This window comes from Symmachiella dynata, from assembly GCF_007747995.1.
Lineage (GTDB): Bacteria > Planctomycetota > Planctomycetia > Planctomycetales > Planctomycetaceae > Symmachiella > Symmachiella dynata.
The window spans coordinates 3,043,610-3,063,701 of sequence record NZ_CP036276.1 but is presented as its reverse complement, the minus strand read 5'-3'; the positions used below and the strand labels follow the sequence as shown (position 1 = coordinate 3,063,701).

The 20,092-nt window shown below is 56.5% G+C and carries 12 protein-coding genes; 5 read left to right on the top strand and 7 right to left on the bottom strand.

Translation table 11 applies throughout. From position 1 onward, the window contains the following. Window positions 1–57 precede the first annotated feature (57 nt). The 3 genes from Mal52_RS11860 to Mal52_RS11850 form a co-directional block, all read right to left on the bottom strand. Window positions 58–2,229, bottom strand: a complete 2,172-nt coding sequence (locus tag Mal52_RS11860) for a WD40 repeat domain-containing protein (protein ID WP_197534845.1) — start codon at window positions 2,227–2,229, stop codon at window positions 58–60. 296 nt (window positions 2,230–2,525) lie between these two features. Next, entirely contained in the window at window positions 2,526–3,173 is a 648-nt protein-coding gene (locus Mal52_RS11855) for a 3-keto-disaccharide hydrolase (RefSeq protein WP_145376301.1), read from the bottom strand. Between the two features lie 138 nt (window positions 3,174–3,311). Next, complete coding sequence (locus tag Mal52_RS11850; RefSeq protein ID WP_145376299.1) at window positions 3,312–6,362, bottom strand: PVC-type heme-binding CxxCH protein; 3,051 nt, start codon at window positions 6,360–6,362, stop codon at window positions 3,312–3,314. A gap of 242 nt (window positions 6,363–6,604) precedes the next feature. Here Mal52_RS11850 and Mal52_RS11845 point away from each other — a divergent pair, with 242 nt between their 5' ends. Then, the gene (locus Mal52_RS11845) at window positions 6,605–8,095 is read left to right on the top strand and encodes a leucyl aminopeptidase (RefSeq protein ID WP_145376297.1); all 1,491 of its coding nucleotides are present in this window, start codon (window positions 6,605–6,607) and stop codon (window positions 8,093–8,095) included. A gap of 200 nt (window positions 8,096–8,295) precedes the next feature. Here Mal52_RS11845 and Mal52_RS11840 read toward each other — a convergent pair whose 3' ends face one another. From Mal52_RS11840 to Mal52_RS11830, 3 genes are all read right to left on the bottom strand, one after another. Then, window positions 8,296–9,813, bottom strand: coding sequence for a cytochrome P450 (locus Mal52_RS11840; protein ID WP_145380620.1), 1,518 nt, complete (start codon window positions 9,811–9,813; stop codon window positions 8,296–8,298). 74 nt (window positions 9,814–9,887) lie between these two features. Then, entirely contained in the window at window positions 9,888–11,165 is a 1,278-nt protein-coding gene (locus tag Mal52_RS11835) for a hydroxyacid-oxoacid transhydrogenase (protein WP_145376295.1), read from the bottom strand. A gap of 53 nt (window positions 11,166–11,218) precedes the next feature. Beyond that, window positions 11,219–11,938, bottom strand: coding sequence for an alpha/beta fold hydrolase (locus tag Mal52_RS11830; protein WP_145376293.1), 720 nt, complete (start codon window positions 11,936–11,938; stop codon window positions 11,219–11,221). A 59-nt stretch (window positions 11,939–11,997) separates the two neighbouring features. On the opposite strand from Mal52_RS11830, the gene Mal52_RS11825 reads away from it, so the two are divergent. Further along, the gene (locus tag Mal52_RS11825) at window positions 11,998–12,993 is read left to right on the top strand and encodes an RluA family pseudouridine synthase (RefSeq protein WP_231962626.1); all 996 of its coding nucleotides are present in this window, start codon (window positions 11,998–12,000) and stop codon (window positions 12,991–12,993) included. 172 nt (window positions 12,994–13,165) lie between these two features. Then, window positions 13,166–13,654, top strand: a complete 489-nt coding sequence (locus Mal52_RS11820) for a chemotaxis protein CheX (protein WP_145376291.1) — start codon at window positions 13,166–13,168, stop codon at window positions 13,652–13,654. Between the two features lie 21 nt (window positions 13,655–13,675). Here Mal52_RS11820 and sthA read toward each other — a convergent pair whose 3' ends face one another. Then, window positions 13,676–15,154 (bottom strand): Si-specific NAD(P)(+) transhydrogenase, encoded by a 1,479-nt coding sequence (sthA, locus tag Mal52_RS11815; protein WP_145376289.1) that lies wholly within the window; start codon window positions 15,152–15,154, stop codon window positions 13,676–13,678. Window positions 15,155–15,793: 639 nt separating this feature from the next. Here sthA and Mal52_RS11810 point away from each other — a divergent pair. Both Mal52_RS11810 and rnr read left to right on the top strand, forming a co-directional pair. After that, entirely contained in the window at window positions 15,794–17,167 is a 1,374-nt protein-coding gene (locus tag Mal52_RS11810) for an FAD-binding oxidoreductase (RefSeq protein ID WP_145376287.1), read from the top strand. 191 nt (window positions 17,168–17,358) lie between these two features. Next, the gene (rnr, locus tag Mal52_RS11805) at window positions 17,359–19,755 is read left to right on the top strand and encodes a ribonuclease R (protein WP_145376285.1); all 2,397 of its coding nucleotides are present in this window, start codon (window positions 17,359–17,361) and stop codon (window positions 19,753–19,755) included. Window positions 19,756–20,092: the final 337 nt, after the last annotated feature.

Below are 20,092 nucleotides of genomic sequence, written 5' to 3'. Positions count from 1 at the left end.
CCTTTGTGAAGTCATAACGTTGTCTTCTTGGCAACTCATTCCGTTGCGTGAATTCGTTTATGGATTCGCTGTGGCTGATGTCAAATCTGCTCCCGGGGCCTGACTGAAGAATTCCGAAGGCTTAAGAATCTTCATCGCCCCGGAGGGTTGCTGGACGAGGTAGACCATGCGGGATTCTAGAATGCTTCGATCACCGGAAAGCAATTGGCCGGCGCGGTTAAAACTGAGTGGTGATTGGCGGCGTTCATCGTGGGGGGCTTCCATCGTTTTCGTGTCGGCGACATAGACCGCGACGGCGAGCACGGCACCCGATTCGATATCGATCACGCGCAGAATTCCGTCCCAACCGCAGGTGACCACTTTTTTGCCGTCGGGGCTGAAAGAGATACCCCAGCAGGGGGCGGAATGTGGTGGCAATTCGTGAAGCAGGCTGCCGTCGGTTTTCCAGATTTTGACGCTCGTATCCCAACTGGCGGTGGCAAAGGCCCGGCCATCGGGGCGCCAATCGAGTCGCAACACCGCGGCGGTAAACCCGGGGATGACCGGTCCGGCTGTTCCATCGGGGTGCCACAATCGTGCCGTGGTGGCGTGTCCTGAGGCGATCCATTTGCCGTCGGGGCTGAATTGTACCGCATCGACATCGCCATCGGGAACTTTGAGTACCGCTCCAGGAGAACGTCCCTTCGCGTTGTCTTTGAGTTCGTGCAAGCGGAGGTAACTATCGCCGCCGACGGTGACCAATTGCGTGGCGTCCGGACTGAAACTCACGCCATGGATTTGGGCGTTGTGCAGCGTGAAGTTTTGGATTTCCTCCTCTTCATCGAAGAGAAAGACCTGTCCGCCGCTGCTCGTGACCGCGGCCAAATGTTGCCCGTCGGCCGTCCAAGCCAAGTCGCGGCTGACCGATCCTTTCAACGGGAATCCGAGAATGTTTTCTCCGGAAGTATTCCAGACTTTTAACGCATGATAGGCGATGGAGGCCAATTGTTTGCCATCGGGACTCCAACGAACGCAAGTGACGGGGGTTCGAAAGGCTTCGATCGTTTGGCGGACTTCGAAATCGGATGACCAGATGTCGATTGTTCCGTCGCGGCCGGCGACAGCGATTTTATCCTCCTGGGGATTCCAATCGACGAACATCAGTTTCGAGCCGCGCGGGCGGATCAATTTACTCGGGCCGATTTGACCGTTGAGCGTGAGATAACGGACAACACACCGGCCGCCGACGATGAAATAGTTATGCACCGGATGCCAGTCGATGGCAAAGATTAAATTCGTGGTTTCGTCCTCTTCTTCGACGCGTCCCGTTCGTGTTCCGTCAAGATTCCAGATCAAGGCCGATCGGTCTTCGGCGGCGCTGACCAACTGCTGACTATCGGGGCTCCAGGCCAGGGCATTGATTTTCCGGGAATGCCCCTGCATGACCGGTCCCGCTTTTCCATCGGGGGTCCACAATCGGACGGCTGGTGCGACGGTTTGCGGCTCTTCACCCGCAACCACGCCGGAACTTCCTGACGCGAGCCAATTGCCATCGGGGCTATATCGCACGGCGGTGATTGGGCCGACGTGGCCATTGAGGACCGGTCCCGGTTGTCCGTCGACAGTCCAGATGCGGACCTGTTGATTCTCATCGCCGGCGGCGAGTTGTTTTCCGCCGGGATGCCAATCCAGCATGCGCACGGGGGATTCGTGCCCGCGAATGATCTGTCCCGGACTCCCATCGGGTTGCCAAAAGCGAATGGTGCCATCGAGCGAAGTTGATGCGAGCAGCGTGCCCTGCGGCTGCCAGGCGACACCGGTAACCGTGTCGGTATGTCCCTCCAAAACCGGTCCAGGAACACCGTCGGCCTGCCACAGTCGGATGGTGTTGTCAGTAGCAGCAGAGGCTAACCACTGGCCATCGGGACTCCAGTCGAGCGAGGTGACGTTGCCGGTATGACCGACAAGCACGCCGGTCAGTTGCATGGAGTTTGTGTCATGAATCCGCACATAATGCCCATCTCCGAATGCGAACGATTTGCCGTTAGGGCTGAACTTGATTGATTTGACATAGCTGCGGATTGGCAACGGCATCGCCTGCCAGCGTCCGATGCCGGGAATTTCAGCCGGAGCAGGAATGAGTCCCGGTAATACCTGAGCCGGATCGCCCGGCTGCCAACGCTGTGGTGGTTCACCACTGGCAGGAGAAGTGATTGCGTATGACAACAGCGTGAGCAGTACGGTTGTCATGATCCTTGAGCTGCAGAGCGGATGCATGGTGTTTTTTCCCAAAACTGTCGGTGCAAGTGACCAACGCACAGTCGCCGAGTCGACGGTATGCACTGTACTGGGATTCGCTGGTTTCTGGAAATGGCAAGTCTAATTTTTTCGCCCGGCAGACCGATTGAGCGTGCGCGGTATCCAACAAAATGTGAATGACCAGCATGTCGTATTTTTGTGCAGTCTATTGGTTGGGAAACGAAAACAGCCCTCGGGGTGTGTCCGAGGGCTGTTTAGCTTGTGCCATTTTCATCGTTTCACGATGATTATTTATCTTTCGATTTTTTGCTATCCAACGGCTTCACGCGGATGTTGCGGAACTTCATCACGCTTTTCGGATCGTGCGCCTGCAGGGCGAAACTGCCCCCTTCTTCGCGGACGCGGCGATCGTCGGTGACTCCATTGGGCTGAATGTAGTCGATGATCATTTTTCCATTGACGAATGTTTGCACGTGATTGCCGACAACTTTGACGTGCAGTTCGAACCATTCGTTGTCTTTAGCGGCTGATTCGAAAGCATGGGTCACGCCCCACAGGCTGCCGGTTTTACGCGGGTCGCCGTGTGTGTTGTTGAGTTGGACTTCCAAGCCCACCACCGGCCAGGTTTCGACGTAATCGGAGTGGAAATAGACACCCGAGTTACTGCCCGGCTCGAGTTGGCATTCGGTCTTGAATTCAAAATCCTTGAATTTCTTGTCGCTGAAGACGTGCGAACGATTGCCGCCGCCGACGATCACGCCGTCTTCGACTTTCCAGTCTCCATCTTCACTGATCCGCCAACCGGTAAAGTCTTTTCCATTGAACAGGCTAATCCAGCCTTGCTCGTCCGCCTTTTCAGCGGCGCCGGAGTCCATCGGGACCACGAGCAACAGGCACATAACGGCAACAGCAGTCAAACTCACGGCTTTCAACATCGGTATCTTCTCCCAAGTGTACATTTGGAAAATGGTGTGCAGGTACGCATTAGCGCGGTTCGCGCTTGAGCATTCTGTTCTGACAATAATCAAAGCGCGCAGCGGCGGCAATTGGTCGCGAAAAAAAGTGCGCCGCCGTTATTTGGCTTTGGCGGGTTTAATCTGACGTATGAACGCCAACAGATCCGCCATCGCTTGGGGCGGAATGTCTTTTTCGAGGCCTTCGGGCATCAGCGAGACGCCATTCGACGCTAAGACATCAATTTCCGCCCGCAGCACGACGTCCTGTTTGCCTTCGGCACGGAGCAGGGTGATGCTGTTGGCGCTTTCGCCGGTGACGATGCCCGAGAGGGTTTTGCCCGCCGAGGTCACCACGCTATAGGTCGTGTATTGCGGCAAGGCTTCGCGGTTGGGGTCCAGGATATTGACCAGTAGATCTTGTGGCGTTTTATTTTGCGTAGAGGCCAAATCGGGTCCCACTTGCACGCCAAGTTCACCTACCTTATGGCAGACGGAGCAGGTCTTCTCGAAGACTTTTTTGCCGCGCTCGGCATTGCCTTCCAATTCAAGTGCTGCTTGATACTCAGCGACGACCTTACCACGATCTCCGGAGACTTCGCCGCCAAACAATTTGCGAGCAGCGGCGCGAATCTTGTCGTTTTGATGGTTCAGCAGTAACTGTTTTTTATCGCGCGGTAACTCGGCCGAGGTGACTTCACCATCTCCCATCGCAACGAGCAGTTGCTGAGTCCGGTCGTCGCTGCGAATCAAGGCTTCGATCACGGCGGCTCTGACTGCGGGGAAATAACCGCGCCAACCCTCGAGTAAGACACCGGCGACTTGCGCGTCGTTTTGCGTGGAGAGCGCATTGACAGCGGCGATTTGCAGTGCAGTCGGCGTTTGCGGCGTGATCAATTCAGTCAGCGTGTCCGCCACCGTATCGAAGTCGGCATAGGCCAAGATTTCGACAGCCGCACTGCGATTGGCCGGGGGCGCTTTCTCATCAATCGCTGTTTCACCGGCTCGTGTGAATAAAGCGGCGACGCTTTGTTTCACGTCGTCTGGGACTTTGTGTTTTTTATCGCCGGCCAGCAATTTGCCGATCGAGGATTTGTTGCGAGCCAAGCCTTCGCCAATGGCTTTGAGCATCCGCCGCTGCACGTTGAGCGAATCCTCGGGAAGCGTGCTGATGGCGGCTAAGAGCTTGACCGTCTCCGTGGGGTTTTTGCCTGAGGCCACGATTCCGGCCAGTAGCGATAAGATTTCTGCTGATCGAGCGGTATTGCGGAATTTATCGTTCGCCAACAATCGCAGCGCCACAGCGGGGGCATTGGCGGTCATTGAGGACAGGATGGCAATCCGCATTTCCTTGTCGTCGGAGTATTGGATCGCCATTTGTGCGAGCGCCTCAGCCGCTTCTTCCTGGGCGATGTCTCCTAAGGTGAATGCCAATTGCAGACGGACGCGATAGTCGGGGTCGTCGACCAGTTCGACGAGTTGGGACATCACCTCCGACGACTTGTCAGCCACAGTCGAGGAGAGGCGGACCGCATGTTGACGGACACCGGCATGCGGATCAGACAGTCCAATCAGCACATCGTCGGCTTTGAGTGACTTGATGCCGTCCAACGTGCAGAGCGCGTGCAGGCGGCCCAATTCGGATGAGGATTCGCGTAAAAGTTTTCGTAACGGGGCAACGGCCGATTTGTCTTGGCGTTCCCAGATGAGACGCTGCGCTGTTTCGCGGTTCCAGATGTTCGGCGATTCCAGGTTTTTGACCAGTTCCTCGACCGAGGCTTTTCCGAGTTTGGGCGGCTTGATGCGCTGCATGTCGGGGCTGACGAGGCGATAGATCCGCCCGCGATCGTGGCCGCTTTCCAGGTCGAGGTGCGCCTTGATGTCTTCGGGGATCGAATAGGGGTGTTCAATGGTTTCGCGATACATATCGAGCACATACAACGTGCCGTCCGGGGCGTTGACGAAATTGACCGGGCGGAACCAGTTGTCGGTCGAGGCGATAAATTCCACATTTTCATCGGCACGGGTGGCAACGAAACTTGCGCCGTCGGATTCCACAGTTTTCCGATGAACCAGATTGCCGCCGACATCGCCAATGAAGGCGTTTCCGCGATACTCGGGTGGGTAGGCGTTGCCTTGATAAATCGTGGGGCTGGTGGCCGATGTGAAAAATCCAATGGCAAAACGTTCGGTTCCCGCATTCTTCGCGAACTTGGGATTTTCCATCCGCCGCTTCGTCCGTACAACCCGCCACGGCTCGGGTGGGCTGCGGCGAAAGACCGGAGCCGCTCCCCCTTCTTTGGCGATGCTCCGCGTCACACCGGGGACCGGCAGATACGGATTTCGCACCAAATATTCATAGGGATAGACCACGTGAATCATGTGATTGCTGTTGGTGGCCAAAAAGCGATTGCCCCAATCGTCGAACGACATCCCGAATTGTGCGCCGCCTGACTGCGGTTCCAGTTTTTCGCTGACCGGGTCGAAGCGAAAGTCTTGTTGGCCAATTTTGGCCATCTTCTCACCGCGATTGGTGATTTCCGCCCCCAGACTGGCGCCGGCGCCGTAGATTCTGTTATCCAAGCCCCACTTCAAATTGTTGGGCAAGGCTTGTACGTTGCCGCGGCCAAATCCGGAATAGACGATTTCACGAATATCTGCCACGTCGTCGCCGTTGGTGTCTTTGAAGTAGTAAATATGGGGCGGTGAAATCACAAACACGCCGCCGCGATAACACAGCACCGACGTGCACCAACTGATCTTGTCAGCAAAAACCACACTGCGGTCATAGATGCCGTCGCCATTGGTGTCTTCCAACATCCGCACGATGCCTGCATCCTGTTTGCCGCCCCCTTTAGGATTCAGTTTGGTCGGTTCCTGCGAGTAGGGATAACCATGCATTTCAGCGACGAACATGCGTCCGTTTTCATCGAAACAAGCGCTGACGGGGTCGGCAACGTTTGGTTCGTGGGCGACTGTTTCCAGCGAGAAGCCGCGTTGGACCTCAAACGTGTCTAAAGCCTTATCCGATTCGGTGGCTGGGATACGGGGCAGGCGGTCGGCGAGTGGTTTTTCCTCGTCGTCAGCCGAGAAGACAGACAGCGGGGCTGAAGCTAACGCGAGCAGGACGAGGGAAGCAATTAACGGCAAGTGGCAAGTCCGGGTGTTCATAAAGACAGATTTCCTTGTGGCCTTCGTGCGAGGAATGCGCCGGCAGATGACATTGTTGGAGTCGGCGAAGCAAAAGGGGCGGGAGACATATAGTTTAACCGCGGCTCCGCGGAATCGCCACCGCAGCGGACGACAGAATCGTCCGCCGACCGCCCTTGCTTTTCGACAATCGATTCGCTCGAATTGACGGCTCCCGAAAATCCCATCTTGCACACTCGAAGATAACCAAGGACGAATCTGCCATGAATTTTCAATTGGTCACGCAAAATTATGATTCTGTACCAGCGGATTGGCTCATTGTGGGAATCCCCGCAGCGGACGGATTTCCGGCGACCGTGTCGGCACTGGACGAATCACTGGGAGGATCGATTTCTCGGGTCCGAGAGGCGAAGGATCTGACTGGGGAAAACGCTGAAACCGTGGCGTTGCTGGATGCGGCGAATATCGCCGCCAAGCGTGTCCTACTGCTGGGGGTCGGAAAACCGGAGGAAATCACGCGCGCGTCGTTGCACAAAGCGGTAATGACCGCAGCACGGCTGGTCTCTTCGAAGGAAACGACGACGATTGCCATCGCGCTGCCGGATTTGTCGCGCGACGGTTGTTCGCAGGCTGACCAATTGGAAACGGCGGTTGCCGCATTGGAAATCGGCTGTATGGGGCAGGGGATTTATCATCGGGAGCCAAAACGTTTCGCGTTCGAAAACGCGACCGTCGTCATTGCTCCGGCGGATGACGAAACGGAGCTGCAATCGGCAATTGATCGCGGACAGATTTTTGGCGAAGCGGTCAACCTCACACGTGACCTGGTGAATCGCCCGGCACAGGACATCAATCCAATCAGCTTTGCCGCCGTTGCTGAAGGCTTGGCAAATCAATACGGACTGGGCTGCGAAATCTTTGACGAGGACCGTTTGCGTGAAGAGAAAATGGAAGCCCTACTCGGCGTCGCCCGTGGTAGCGATCAACCACCGCGAATGGTGAGTCTCAAACACAACGGCAGTGCGGAGGACGCTCCAACGTTGTACTTGTGCGGCAAGGGGGTCACGTTTGATAGTGGGGGACTGTCCCTCAAGCCGAGCGCCGGCATGTTGGATATGAAAATGGACATGGCCGGCGCCGCGACGGTGTTGGGAGCGATGATTGCGATTGCGCGATTGGAACTTCCCGTAAACGTCGTCGCGTTGATGGGACTGACCGAAAACATGGTCAACGGATCGTCATACAAGTTGGGCGACGTACTCACCGCTCGCAATGGTGTGACGATCGAAGTGCACAACACCGACGCCGAAGGCCGTTTGGTTCTGGCCGACGTGCTGAGTTATGCCGTCGATCAGAAGGCGGATTGCATCATCGATCTGGCCACGCTCACCGGCGCCTGCATGGTGGCGCTGGGCAACGATGTTGTCGGAGCGTTTACGAATGATCAACCATGGTGCGACACCGTTCTGGCCGCTTCGCGAGACCGCGGAGAATTGTTGTGGCAGATGCCGATGTACGAGCTGTATGACGAATTGATCAAAAGCGACGTGGCGGACATCAAAAACGTCGGCGGCAAATGGGGCGGCGCGATCACGGCCGCTAAGTTTTTAGAGCAGTTTGTGGGGGACACCAAATGGGTCCATCTGGACATCGCCGGCCCGGCGTTTTCGGACAAAAACCAACCTCACCAAGAGGGGGGTGCGACGGGGGTGATGGTGCGGACGTTGGTGGAGGTGGCGGGACGGTTTAGCTAATCGCTCGAACAACCAAAGGGTGGCAGCGATTGCGCAGCAATCGGTGTGCCGTCAGGCACAGGAAGCCGCAATTCGACGGGCCATGGTTTCTTCGGTAGCTTCTAACAGCAAGATGTTCGCGGTAATTGCGGCCTCTTACGGGCTACGCCCGCCCCGATAGCGGAGCTATCGCGGCCACCCCTGATGTCATCTAACATCTGTCAGCGTAGTTCCAATTCAACCAGCGTCCCGTCCAGGGGTTTGGTGGAGACGCCTGCCTTGGCGGGGTTTTCTGGATGGAGGGCTTTGAATTGGAAGACTTTGACGAAGGCGCCCACGACGAGAGCGACTTCGAGTTGGCCGAGGTGTTTGCCCGGGCAAACGCGGGGGCCGTGGCCGAAACCGAAGTGCAGGGTTTCTTTCGACGCCCGCCCCGCTGCGGCCAATTCCGCCCAGCGCTCAGGGACGAATTCGTGGGCGGGATAACCGGTGGCTTCAATACCCCAGAAGTCGTCGTGCCGGTTCGCATGCCAGACGTCTAACAGAATATGCGTTCCCTGGGGAATGAGCAGGCTGCGGCCGTCGGCTGTTTCAATCCGAGTGTCCGCTGTGGCTCTGCGGGGAAGAAAGTATAGAGACGGCGTGAGGCGCAACGATTCATCCAAGGCATGCGTCAGGTAGTTGGCGGATTCTAGGTTTTCGGGTGTGTAGTCCTCGATTTCCTGGACCGCTTGATAAACTTTTTCCTGTGCCGGTAAATTTCGCGCGAGATGCGAGAGCGTCCACGTCGCATAGGAGGTCGTCGCTTCCAAAGCACCGGCTAAAAACACCTTGATGTTGCTCCGCAAGGCTTCGTCGGGCGCGTCGGACCGAAATTGCTTCCAAAGTCCGGTCGCCTTTTTTCGTACGGCGAGGACCCGTGCGGTCAGTTCTTCGAAGCTGGCGTAGTCCTGTTTGGTTTGTGCAATGCGGGCGTTGAGGCTTGGCATTTTTGCGATCGAAATACCGATCTGATTGATGACCGTGTCACGGACGATGTGGTCGATGACTCGCTCCAGCGCCGGGACGAACCGATCGCGCAACTCTTCATAAGCGACTTCGGCGCCAAAGAAATTATTGACGATCATCTCCAACATCACCACTTTGATTTCCGGTTCCAACGAGATGCTTAACGTCTTCTGACCGGTTTGTTCGAAGTGGTTGCGCAGCGCGTCCAAACGGAGCGTGATGGTGCTGCGGAATGTTTCGGCGAATTCATGGAACATCTCCGGCTGAAACAGCGTCGTCTTGCCAAACGGCGAGGCGGCGAGCTTGCGTTGTCGTTTCCAGATCGCTCCGTTCGCAAAGAGCAGCGTATCCTTTCCCGTGGCCCGCGCAATGCCGGTGGAGGGAAGAGTGTCGCGATCGAATTGTCCCGCGCGGTCGCCGGTGTTGGTCGTAATCGCCCGAATCACACCGGGATCGCGTGTGACCAAAATGGGGGAAAAGCCGGGACAATCTAAGTAGCGGTTGTGTCTTCCCGCTCCCTGTTCGTCATCGGCACCCCAAAAGTAGGTTTCGAGAATCCGAATTGGTTCGTCAAAATTCCAAGGATGAGGAAACGGCAATGCGGGGCGGCCGGAACCGGGCTGGAGAACCGGAACCCGCGTTGGTCGAATATCGCCACCGAAAGGATTGACGCCAAAGACTTGACCAGGCAGGCGCGTCATACGCCGATAGCCGGGGACATGGTCGTTCATAAATGCCGATAGCTTTCCTGGCACGGCGGCTCTCCTTAAATTGTTTGCGAAGTCGAATAACTCCTCTGCTCCAATCACCAAATCTCTAACGAATCGGCGAACAGCGACGCCAACTCTTTTTCGCCGGCCGGTTTGGGGGCAAGTTTCGTCACACGGTGTTGGGGCAGCGTGCCTTGAACCAGGGCGGGGATGTCGGCATCTGTATACCCGACAGCGGCGAGACCGGACGGCATGTTTAGTTTTTGCATGTAGTCGATAATCGTGTCAGCAAGAATGTCGCCGGCGTCGCGTTCGTCAACATCGTTGATGTCCGCTCCCAAAGCTGCGGCGACCTGCAGATGCCTTTCCGGACAGGCGGAAGCGGTGAAGCGGACGACGGCGGGAGCATTGAGAATGACCGACATGCCGTGCGGGACGATCGGGTGATCGGTCACATAACCAGCGGGCATAAATTCGCGGACCATGCCGGCCACCGGGTAGGACATGCCGTGTGGCAGGTGGACGCCAGCGTTGCCAAAGCCGATGCCGGCCAGCGCCGATGCGAGAATCATTTGTCCACGGGCATGATCATCTTCGGGATGCGCGACGGCTTGTAATAACGATTCACGGCACATTTCCAGTGCGCGCATTGACCAGAGGTCGCTGATGGGGTTATTGCCTTGATAGGCCGGCCGCTCGATCGGCCGCGCCGGTTTAGGGCGCGCTGTGTAGGGAATCGCAGTGTAGGATTCCATCGCGTGACACAGCACATCCAACCCAGCCGCCGCTGCCACCGCCGCTGGGAGCGTGCGGGTATTTTCAGGATCGACGATGCCGAGTGTCGGTTTCAAAAAGCGATGAGCGATGCCGGTCTTGGCATGATGTTCGACAAAGTCAAAGATGGCGACGCCGGTCGTTTCGCTCCCCGTGCCTGCTGTGGTGGGGATGGCAATAAGCGGTTTGCAGGGGCCGGGGACGGGACGGCCGCGGCCGATGGGTGCGTTGACGTATTCCAAAAAATCAGCCGGGTGCGAGGAGTACAGATTGGCCGCTTTCGCGGTATCGATCGTGCTGCCGCCGCCGACAGCGACAAATGCATCGAAGTTGCCTGCGGTGGCAAACTGGGCTGCGTCTTGAAAACTGGCATCGGTCGGCTCAACGCGAACGCGGTCGAACAGTTCGTAATCGATCCCGTTATCGTCCAGCGAGGCAATCACCGTCTTGCCGGTTGGTAAAGCGACGAGGGCGGGATCGATGACCAACATCACCCGTCGCAACCCCATGTCGACGAGGTCCATGCCGACTTCGCCGGTGATTCCAGCACCGAAACGGATATTGGAAGCCGCCATTTGAAAAGCTGTATCGTGTTGCATGTTGGGGGTTCTCAATGAATTTTCAAACAGTGTTTTTTCGGCGCATCAAGCATTCACGCTTCGGATGTCGACAGTTGCTGCAAAAACTGTGCGATAGCGGTAACGGATTCTTGCGGCTTGGACTCTACAATCAGGTGAGGCGCATCGAATTCGGCGATCTGCACATCAGGACGCAAACGGCTGAATTCCGCAACCGCCCGAGGGCGAATGAGTCGCTCCCGTCGTCCGATGAGGACCAGCGTCGGCACCGTTAACCGGCGATAATCCTCGCGCACGTCGACCATGCACGTGGACACGATCCGATCGACCATTGTCGTTTTGGGGAGTGAATCGACCGCCTGAAACACTCCTTGCACCAACTGGGGCGAAGAATCTGGGGACAATAAAAATCGCCGCAGTATAAAGCGAGGAACGGGCGCGATTTTCAACAACGGTTTAGCGACGCGGACCAGCCACTTCGGCAGGGGAGCCACCGGGTTGGAGAGGAATGTTCCCGTCAAAACCAATGCTCGCAGATTGGGTGGTGGCGTTGCGGCAATTTTGACAGCGATTGGACCGGAGAAAGACTCTGCGACTAAGACGAACGGTTCGCGCTCGGGAAGAGTCTCACGGATTATCGCTGTCCACTCTTCATAGGAACGCACCGCATCGAGAGGATACTCGAACGTATGCGTCGTCCAGTGCGACGGCATGGCGGAGATGAAGGGAGGAAACAACGAGCCAACGCCGTGTAGGCCAGGAAGCAACAAGAGATTTTCGTGGGACTCGGTCATTGGCGGCGCTGTCGGGCTTTCCACGTCATGCGAGTGCAGTTACAAAGCAGGGCGATTGAATGATTTGGATTCGTCTTCGTACATTGTTCCGACATCATATGCAAAACGCCCGGCCAACAACACCATATCCCTACACCACCGTGGTCACGGTCGAAAACTACTTGGATCGCGAGAAAATCGATCGGTTTTTGACGCGGCATTTTCGGAATTATACGCCGCAGCGGATGCAGCGGTTGATTCGCGGGGGGTGCGTGTGGATTGATGATGTGCCGGCTGAACCGCGGTTTCGGGTGCGAGCGGGCCAACAAGTGCGCGTCAGGTTGATTGAGCCGCCCGACAAGCTGATCGAAGCCCAAGATCTGCCGTTGGAAGTCCTGTACGAAGATGAGCATGTGATTGCCGTGAATAAACCGCCGCGGCAAAGCGCGCATCCGGGTGGGAATTATCATGACGGAACGTTGGCCAATGCGTTGCAGTATTACCTCGACCGGCAAACGCCGCTGCCGGGTCTGTTGCGGCCGGGGATTGTGCATCGCTTGGATCGGCTGACCAGCGGAGTGATCGTGGTTTGTAAAGACCACCATGCGCATCGCAATTTGTCGATCGACTTTCAGTCGGGGCGGGTGGCCAAGACGTATCTTGCGCTGGTGCACGGTCACATCGCTGACAATACGGGCGAGATCGATGCGGCAATCGGGCGGGCGTCCGACGGTGGGCTGATGAGCGTTGCCCCAACGGCAACAGGCAGCAAAGCCGCTGTCACACGGTTTCAAGTGTTGGAGCGATTTGAATTACCGTATTCGTTGGTCGAGGCCAAACCGCTGACGGGGCGGCTGCATCAGATCCGCGTGCATCTAGCCAGCATGGGGCATGCGATCGTGGCGGACGAGTTTTACGGAGTTTCCGACGACGAGCATTTGCTGGATCGACAGGCGTTACATGCGGCGGAAATTGCGTTTTCGCATCCGCTGACGGGCGCCCCATTGGTCATTTCAGCACCGCTGCCGGCCGATTTCCAGCAGGCTGTTGAGCAATTGCGGCGGAATTGCAGTTGAGTGAGTTTGCGTGCTGTTCCGATTTTTCCGCCCAATGGAGCCAACGACCTGACCGGTTTTAGTGGGAAGTCGGACGCACGGATGTCGTGTTGAATCTGTGGCGCAGTACGGTCGATTTAAGAAATGGACAGACTTATCGTGATCGACGCGCCCCCATTGGGAAAACAGTTTCATGACGACATCGACTGAACAAGATCCAGCATTGCAATTGATCAAGCCGTTCGCGGAATCGACGATTTCAGTCGTGGAAATGATGCTGGATAGTGGCTGCACGATGGGGGAAATTCAGCCGGTTTCCGTAGGCCATCGGATGCATGAAGTCACGTCGGTGATTGGTATCAGTGGTGGAATGACCGGGGCGATTTCATTCAGCATTCCCGCTGAAGGAGCCATGGCGATTTTGGAGCGGATGACAGGGATTCAGCCCACCGAGGTCGATGCAGATGTGCTGGATGCGATCGGAGAAATGGCCAATATGATCGCCGGTTTCGGCAAACGTCATATGGAAACATTGGGCCTGAACATCAGCTTGCCGCAAGTGATTGTCGGGGGTGACTACACCATCTATTCGCCACGCTGGGCGCAACATTATTGGTTGCCCATGACCACCGACTTTTCCGAATGCTCGGTCGACGTGGGGTTTGATATTCCCAAGTCGTAGCTAGCCGAGGTGATGCCACCCTTATACAGCCATGACATCGATATTGGCTTCACGCGGCAGGGGTGTTTTCTCTTCCTTCTCCGATGTGGACGGCGCTGATGCGGCGAATTCGCCTTCCAGCGACAGCTTATTCAATCCATCAAAGGCGGCGACTTTGTAGCATTCGGCCATGGTGGGATAATTGAAGACCGTGTCGCGGAAATAGTCGATGGTGCCTCCCAAGGCCATCACCGTTTGCCCGATGTGAATAATCTCCGTGGCGGTGGCGCCGATGCAGTGCACGCCGAGAATTTCGCGCGTTTCGCGGTGGAACAACATCTTGAGCAGTCCCGTGTCGTCCCCCAGAATCTTACCGCGGGCGATTTCGCGAAAACGAGCGACACCGACTTCGTAGGGCACGCGTTCCTTGGTTAGTTCGTCTTCGTTCTTCCCGACCATCGAAATTTCGGGAATCGTATACAGGCCGTAGGGCAACACCTCACAGCCGTGAAACGGTTGATCGAACGCGTGGCAAACGGCGCGGCGGCCTTGTTCCATCGAAACGCTGGCCAGAGCGGGAAAACCGACGACATCGCCCACACCGTAGATATGCGGCACCCAGGTCTGTTGATGCTCGTTACACCACAAGCGGCCCCGATCATCGGGAGTCAGACCGGCGGCTTCCAGATTCAGACGTTCCGTGTCGCCGGCGCGACCGGCAGCATAGAGAACGCTTTCGCCGATCAGCTTTTTGCCGCTTTCCAAATGCAAAGCGATCCGGTTTTCCTGAAGGCGATCAATCCCCACCACGTCCTCACCCAAGCGAAAGACCATGCCCAGCGAACGGGCGTGGAACATCAGTGAGTCGACGATTTCGGCGTCGGCAAATTCCAACAGCCGTCGCCGGCCATCAACAACGGTTACCCGCACCCCCAGTGTGGCAAACATGATGCCGTACTCGATGCCAATCACGCCGCCGCCGATGACGATCAAGGACCGTGGAATTTCCGACAACTTCAGGATCTCGTCGGAATCGAATACGGTTTCGCCATCGAACGGGATGCTCTCGGGCCGTGCCGGCTTTGTGCCACTGGCGATCAAGACTTTTTCAGTCTGCAGGGTCACCGATTCTCCGCCGGCGCGGGTGACAGCGATCTCGTGCGGGCCGACGAAACTCGCGTCACCGACGTAACTGTCGATCCCGTTGCGCTCCAACTGGTCTTGAACAACATCACGTTCGTGCTCGACGACGTGCGCGACCTGCCGTCGCAGATCGTCCATCGTGATCCGACGTTTTTGACGGTACTGCTCGCCGTATACGTCGCGATGACTATAGCCACTGAGATGCAAAATGGCTTCTCGCATCGTCTTGGAGGGGATCGTGCCGGAGTGCAGGCAGACGCCGCCAAACTGATTGAAGTCGCGTTCGACAATGGCGACGCGCTTGTTGAGTTTGGCGGCAGCTATCGCGCCTTTTTGTCCGGCAGGTCCGCTGCCAATAACAACCAGATCGTATTTCATCACTTGTGACCAACAGTCTTGGGGGAAGTCCGTCCAAAGCGGACTCGTAGGGCGGCCCCTCCGTTGGCACTCAGGTTGCAAATCATTTGCAACGCACATTCATGTCTCACGTTCGCACTAGGTAGATCGTACTTTGGAGAAGCTGACCAGTAGTTATTGGTTGCGAAATTTCTCCGCACTGAGTCATCGACGTAGAATCTGCAAGATGTAAGGATCAATGCTTTAAAACGCGTGGCAACAACCATGCCGATTATTGAGGTCCTGACGTTCACGCGCCGATCACCGCGAATGAAGCCAAAGCGATATAAACCCTTTAGGAAAAGGGACATAGGATCTTGAGTGCATGAACGAACCGGAGAAGATCGCACGCTGAGCCAACGGATGTCTCCAATGCGCGATCATCAGGGTTATGCGGAGTTGGGTGTCTGCACGAATTTCAAGGAGCATCGGAACTGTAAGAGTTGATCAGCTCAGGAGGTCTGGGCGGAATATTCCATTATTGACGAATTCAGCGGCGCTTCGTGATTCGCTTTTACCAGAAGACGAAGACGTTGGGTGCTGGCCAGGTGCGCGAGCTTTTGGATGCGATGTCCGTTGCGACGGGATGCGAAGTCTCGATTCAGCGGTTAGAATTTGCGGATGACGAAATTCTCACAAGCACAATCTGAATTGACGGCCTTGCTCGGCGATCGGCTGACGCTGGCCGATGGTGTCCGCGACGTGCATGGCAGTGACGAGTCTTGGCAGCCTGCTGTGGCACCTGAGGCGGTTGCGTTTCCTGAAACCACCGCCGAAGTTGCGGAAATCGTTAAAATCTGTTCCGCGCGTGGGGTGCCGATGATTCCCTACGGCATTGGTTCCGCCGTCGAAGGAGGAATCGTGGCCACACGGGGCGGGCTGTGCATTGATCTGAGCGGGATGCATGAGATTCGCGCGATTCATCCCGAAGATCTGGACGCGGTCGTCGATGCGGGTGTGACGCACGTTGCGTTGAATGAGCGACTCGAAGGCAGCCAGCTGTTCTTTTCGGTCGATCCTGGTGCCGCAGCTACAATCGGCGGCATGGCGGCCACGCGGGCGTCGGGGTCCAATGCATTTCGTTACGGCACGATGCGTGAAAATGTGCTGGGACTGGAAGTCGTCTTGGCCGACGGACGGGTGATTCACACATCGCGCCGTGCTCGCAAATCGGCGGCGGGATATGACCTCACGCGGCTGTTTGTCGGCTCAGAAGGGACGTTGGGAATTATCACAGCCGTGACGGTCCGGCTGCATCGTGTTCCCGAGGCGTTGTCATCAGCCGTCTGCCCGTTTCCGGATGTTGCTGCGGCGGTGAAGACTGTGATCCAGACAATCCAAGCGGGAATCCCCTTGGCTCGAATGGAATTACTGGACGAGGCGGCGCTACAGGCGGTGAATGCTTATTCCGGCCTCGACTACGCACCGGCGCCTACGTTGTTCCTCGAATTCCAAGGGACGGAGCAGGGGGTGGTCGAACAGTCCCAGCGGGTTGCGCGGATTGCGGCAGAGCAGGGGGGGACCGACTTTCAATGGGCGACGGATGCGGCTCAACGCAACAAGCTGTGGCAAGCGCGGCACGATGCGTATTACGCCATCATCGAATCGCGACCGGGCAGCCGGAGCGTTACGACGGATGTCTGCGTTCCCATCTCGCGGTTGGCCGAATGCATTGCGGAAACACGGCGGGATTTGCAGGAATGCTCGTTGCCTTGTCCGATGCTGGGGCACGTGGGAGACGGGAATTTTCATGTGCTGTTTTTGGTCGATCCGAATCGCCTTGAGGAATTAGCCGAAGCGGAACATTTCAACAGCCGCATGGTCCAACGCGCGCTCGACATGGAGGGCACCTGTAGCGGCGAACATGGTATCGGGTTGGGCAAACGGGAATTCCTACAACAGGAACATGGTGCCGCCTGGGACGTGATGCGGTCGATCAAGGCGACACTTGATCCGCAGAACGTGATGAATCCGGGAAAGGTGTTTGCGGATTGAATTGCGCGGTACTCGGCGGAGATATCATGGCGGCAAGGCGGGATTTTTGCGGTTTATGGGCGATCATCGCTGTTTCTTCCCCCATTGCATGGGTCACCGTGATAATCTGTATAGTCAACGCTCCGTCTTTTCTGTTGATGGATTCCGCGAACCTGATTTGAAATGGCCGTGTCCAACCGACCGAGACTTCTATGCCGAAAATTGAACAACAGATACTCGAACTTCTGGCCAAACCCGAGTACAAGCCCGTTAAAGCGGTTCCGCTGGCCAAACTCCTCAAAGTACCCAAGAAAAATCTACCCGCATTTCGGGAGGCGTTGGACGCCTTAGTGGAATCGGGGGCGGTTTTTGCCACCCGCAATGGACTGTTGCGGGCGACTCCTCCGCACGGTTTCGTGACGGGCGTGATCAAAAAGGCTGCAGGGGGGTTTGGATTTCTAATCCAGCACGCCGAGACGGCCCAGTTCAAGGAAGACATCTACATTGCCCCCAAAAACTTGGGCAATGCGCTGACCGGCGATGAAGCGATCGTCAAATTGCTCAAAGGAAAGGGCCGGGACGGGGATCGCGTGCGGGGACGCGTGGAACAGATTCTGCAGCGGGCGACCAACGCGTTTGTGGGAACCTACTTCGAAAGCGGCGGCCGCAGCTACGTGCAGGTCGACGGCACGAACTTCAGCGACCCCATTTTCGTGGGGGATCCCGGTGCCAAGGGGGCGCAACCGGACGATAAAATCGTGTTCGAAATGGTCCGTTTTCCCAGCCATTTCCGGCAAGGAGAAGGGGTCATTACCGAAGTGCTCGGGGCGCGGGGAGCACCGGGAGTCGATACGGCGGCTGTCATTCACGAATATGGATTACCCGACGCATTCCCAGAAGACGTGTTGGAAGAAGCGCGGATCCAAGCGCAGCAATTCGATGAGTCCGAACTGGGAGATCGCGTGGATTTGACCGGCGAGACGATCGTGACCATCGATCCCAAGACCGCGCGAGATTTTGACGATGCGATTTCCCTCTCGCGGAGCGACGACGGACATTGGCATCTGGGCGTGCACATTGCCGATGTTTCACACTTCGTTCAGCCTGGGACACGGCTGGATCAAGAGGCGCAACAGCGGTCAACGAGCGTCTATCTGCCCGACCGCGTGTTGCCGATGATCCCGGAAGTGATTTCCAATTCGCTGGCGAGCCTGCAACAGGGCAAAGTCCGCTTTACAAAATCGGCAATGATCGAGTTTTCCCCCGAAGGGATGCCGATTCATGTCGAACTCAAGAATACCGCCATTAAAGTCGTACGGCGATTTGCTTATGAGCAAGTTTTGCCGATCATTTTTCATCCTGAGGAGCACAAATCGCGAGCGCCGGCCCGGGTGCGGGATTTATTGGCGCGGATGTACGAACTGGCAATGTTGTTGCGAGCGCGGCGTTTCGCCCGTGGGGCGCTGGAACTCTCGATGCCGGAAACCAAGATTGTGCTCGGCAAAGATGGCGAGGTGATCGGAGCCAAGTCGGTCGAACATGACGCGAGCCATCAAATCATCGAGGAATTCATGTTGGCGGCGAATATTGCCGTCGCCGATAAGTTGGCTGAAAAGGGGATCGCTTTCCTCCGCCGCGTGCATGATGCGCCGGACGAAGCCAAACTCAAATCCTTCGGCGAGTTTGTGACTTCACTCGGCTTTGAACTGAAGCAATATCAAAGCAAGTCGCATGTGCAAGATTTGCTCAATGCAGTTCGTGACCAACCGCTGATGCGGGCGGTGAATTATGCACTGTTGCGCAGCATGAAGCAGGCGGTTTACTCCCCGGACGAACTGGGGCACTATGCCTTATCTGAGGAGAATTATTGCCACTTCACCAGTCCGATTCGGCGTTACCCCGACTTGACCATCCACCGCATTGTGGACCGTTTGATCAAGGGGGACAAACGGCATGAGGACGCTTTGGAATTGGTGGCGCTGGGGCAGCACTGCTCGTTCAATGAACGCCGTGCCGAACAGGCAGAGCGGGAACTGATCAAGGTCAAGCTGCTGACGTACCTGTCTGATCAAATCGGATTGGAATTCGATGCGGTGATCACCGGTGTGCAGAAATTTGGATTTTTCTGCCAGGGGCTGGAGTTACCCGCCGAAGGATTGGTGCATATCTCGACCTTGGCCGAGGATTTCTACGACTACGAACAGGAATCGCATCGGATTGTTGGACGCCGTTCGGGACAGGAATATCGCTTGGGAGGCACGGTGCGGGTGGTGGTTACGCACGTCGATGTCGATCGCCGCGAATTGAACTTCCGGGTCTTGGCAACAACAACGAATTCGTCGGCGACAAAAAATTCGTCTGCCAAGAAAAAGCAAAGCAAAAAACGGCAGCCCCCCACCCAAAGCAGCAAGCCATCCGCAAAAAAAGCAGGCAAACAGCCCCGCAAAAAGTCGAATAAGAAAAAGGCAGCTGCGAGCCGGGAAAAAGCGAAACGAAAGAAAAAAGCAAAGAAACAGATGACTGCGCCGAAAAAGGGAGCCCACAAAAAACGTTCTTCCGCAGGCGGAAAACCAAGCAAACGCCGTCGTAACAAGCGGGGCGGGGCATAACGCGTGGGGTGCGGACTGCTGCAGCGCCAATCATCGGCAGTAACGTTGTGCTTGCAAGGAGCGGCATTGGACGTGGATTGAATTCCCCTGCCTGGGCCCCGCCGCGACAATGTGTTTGGCAAATTCTGGCAAAACGCACAGATCGTGGCTGCTGTTTGCTTCGCGTGACAAGAACAATTGCCGGTACGATTGAAAGTGTACCCGGTTGTCCTATAATCCTGAGGAACTTCTGATTTGGCGGCAATCACGTCGGTCACGCGCTTCCGGCTCAATTGCTGATCAGTTTCACTACTTGACGCCCTAGTAAACAAACTCGGGCGAAACACCTTCGGGGAGA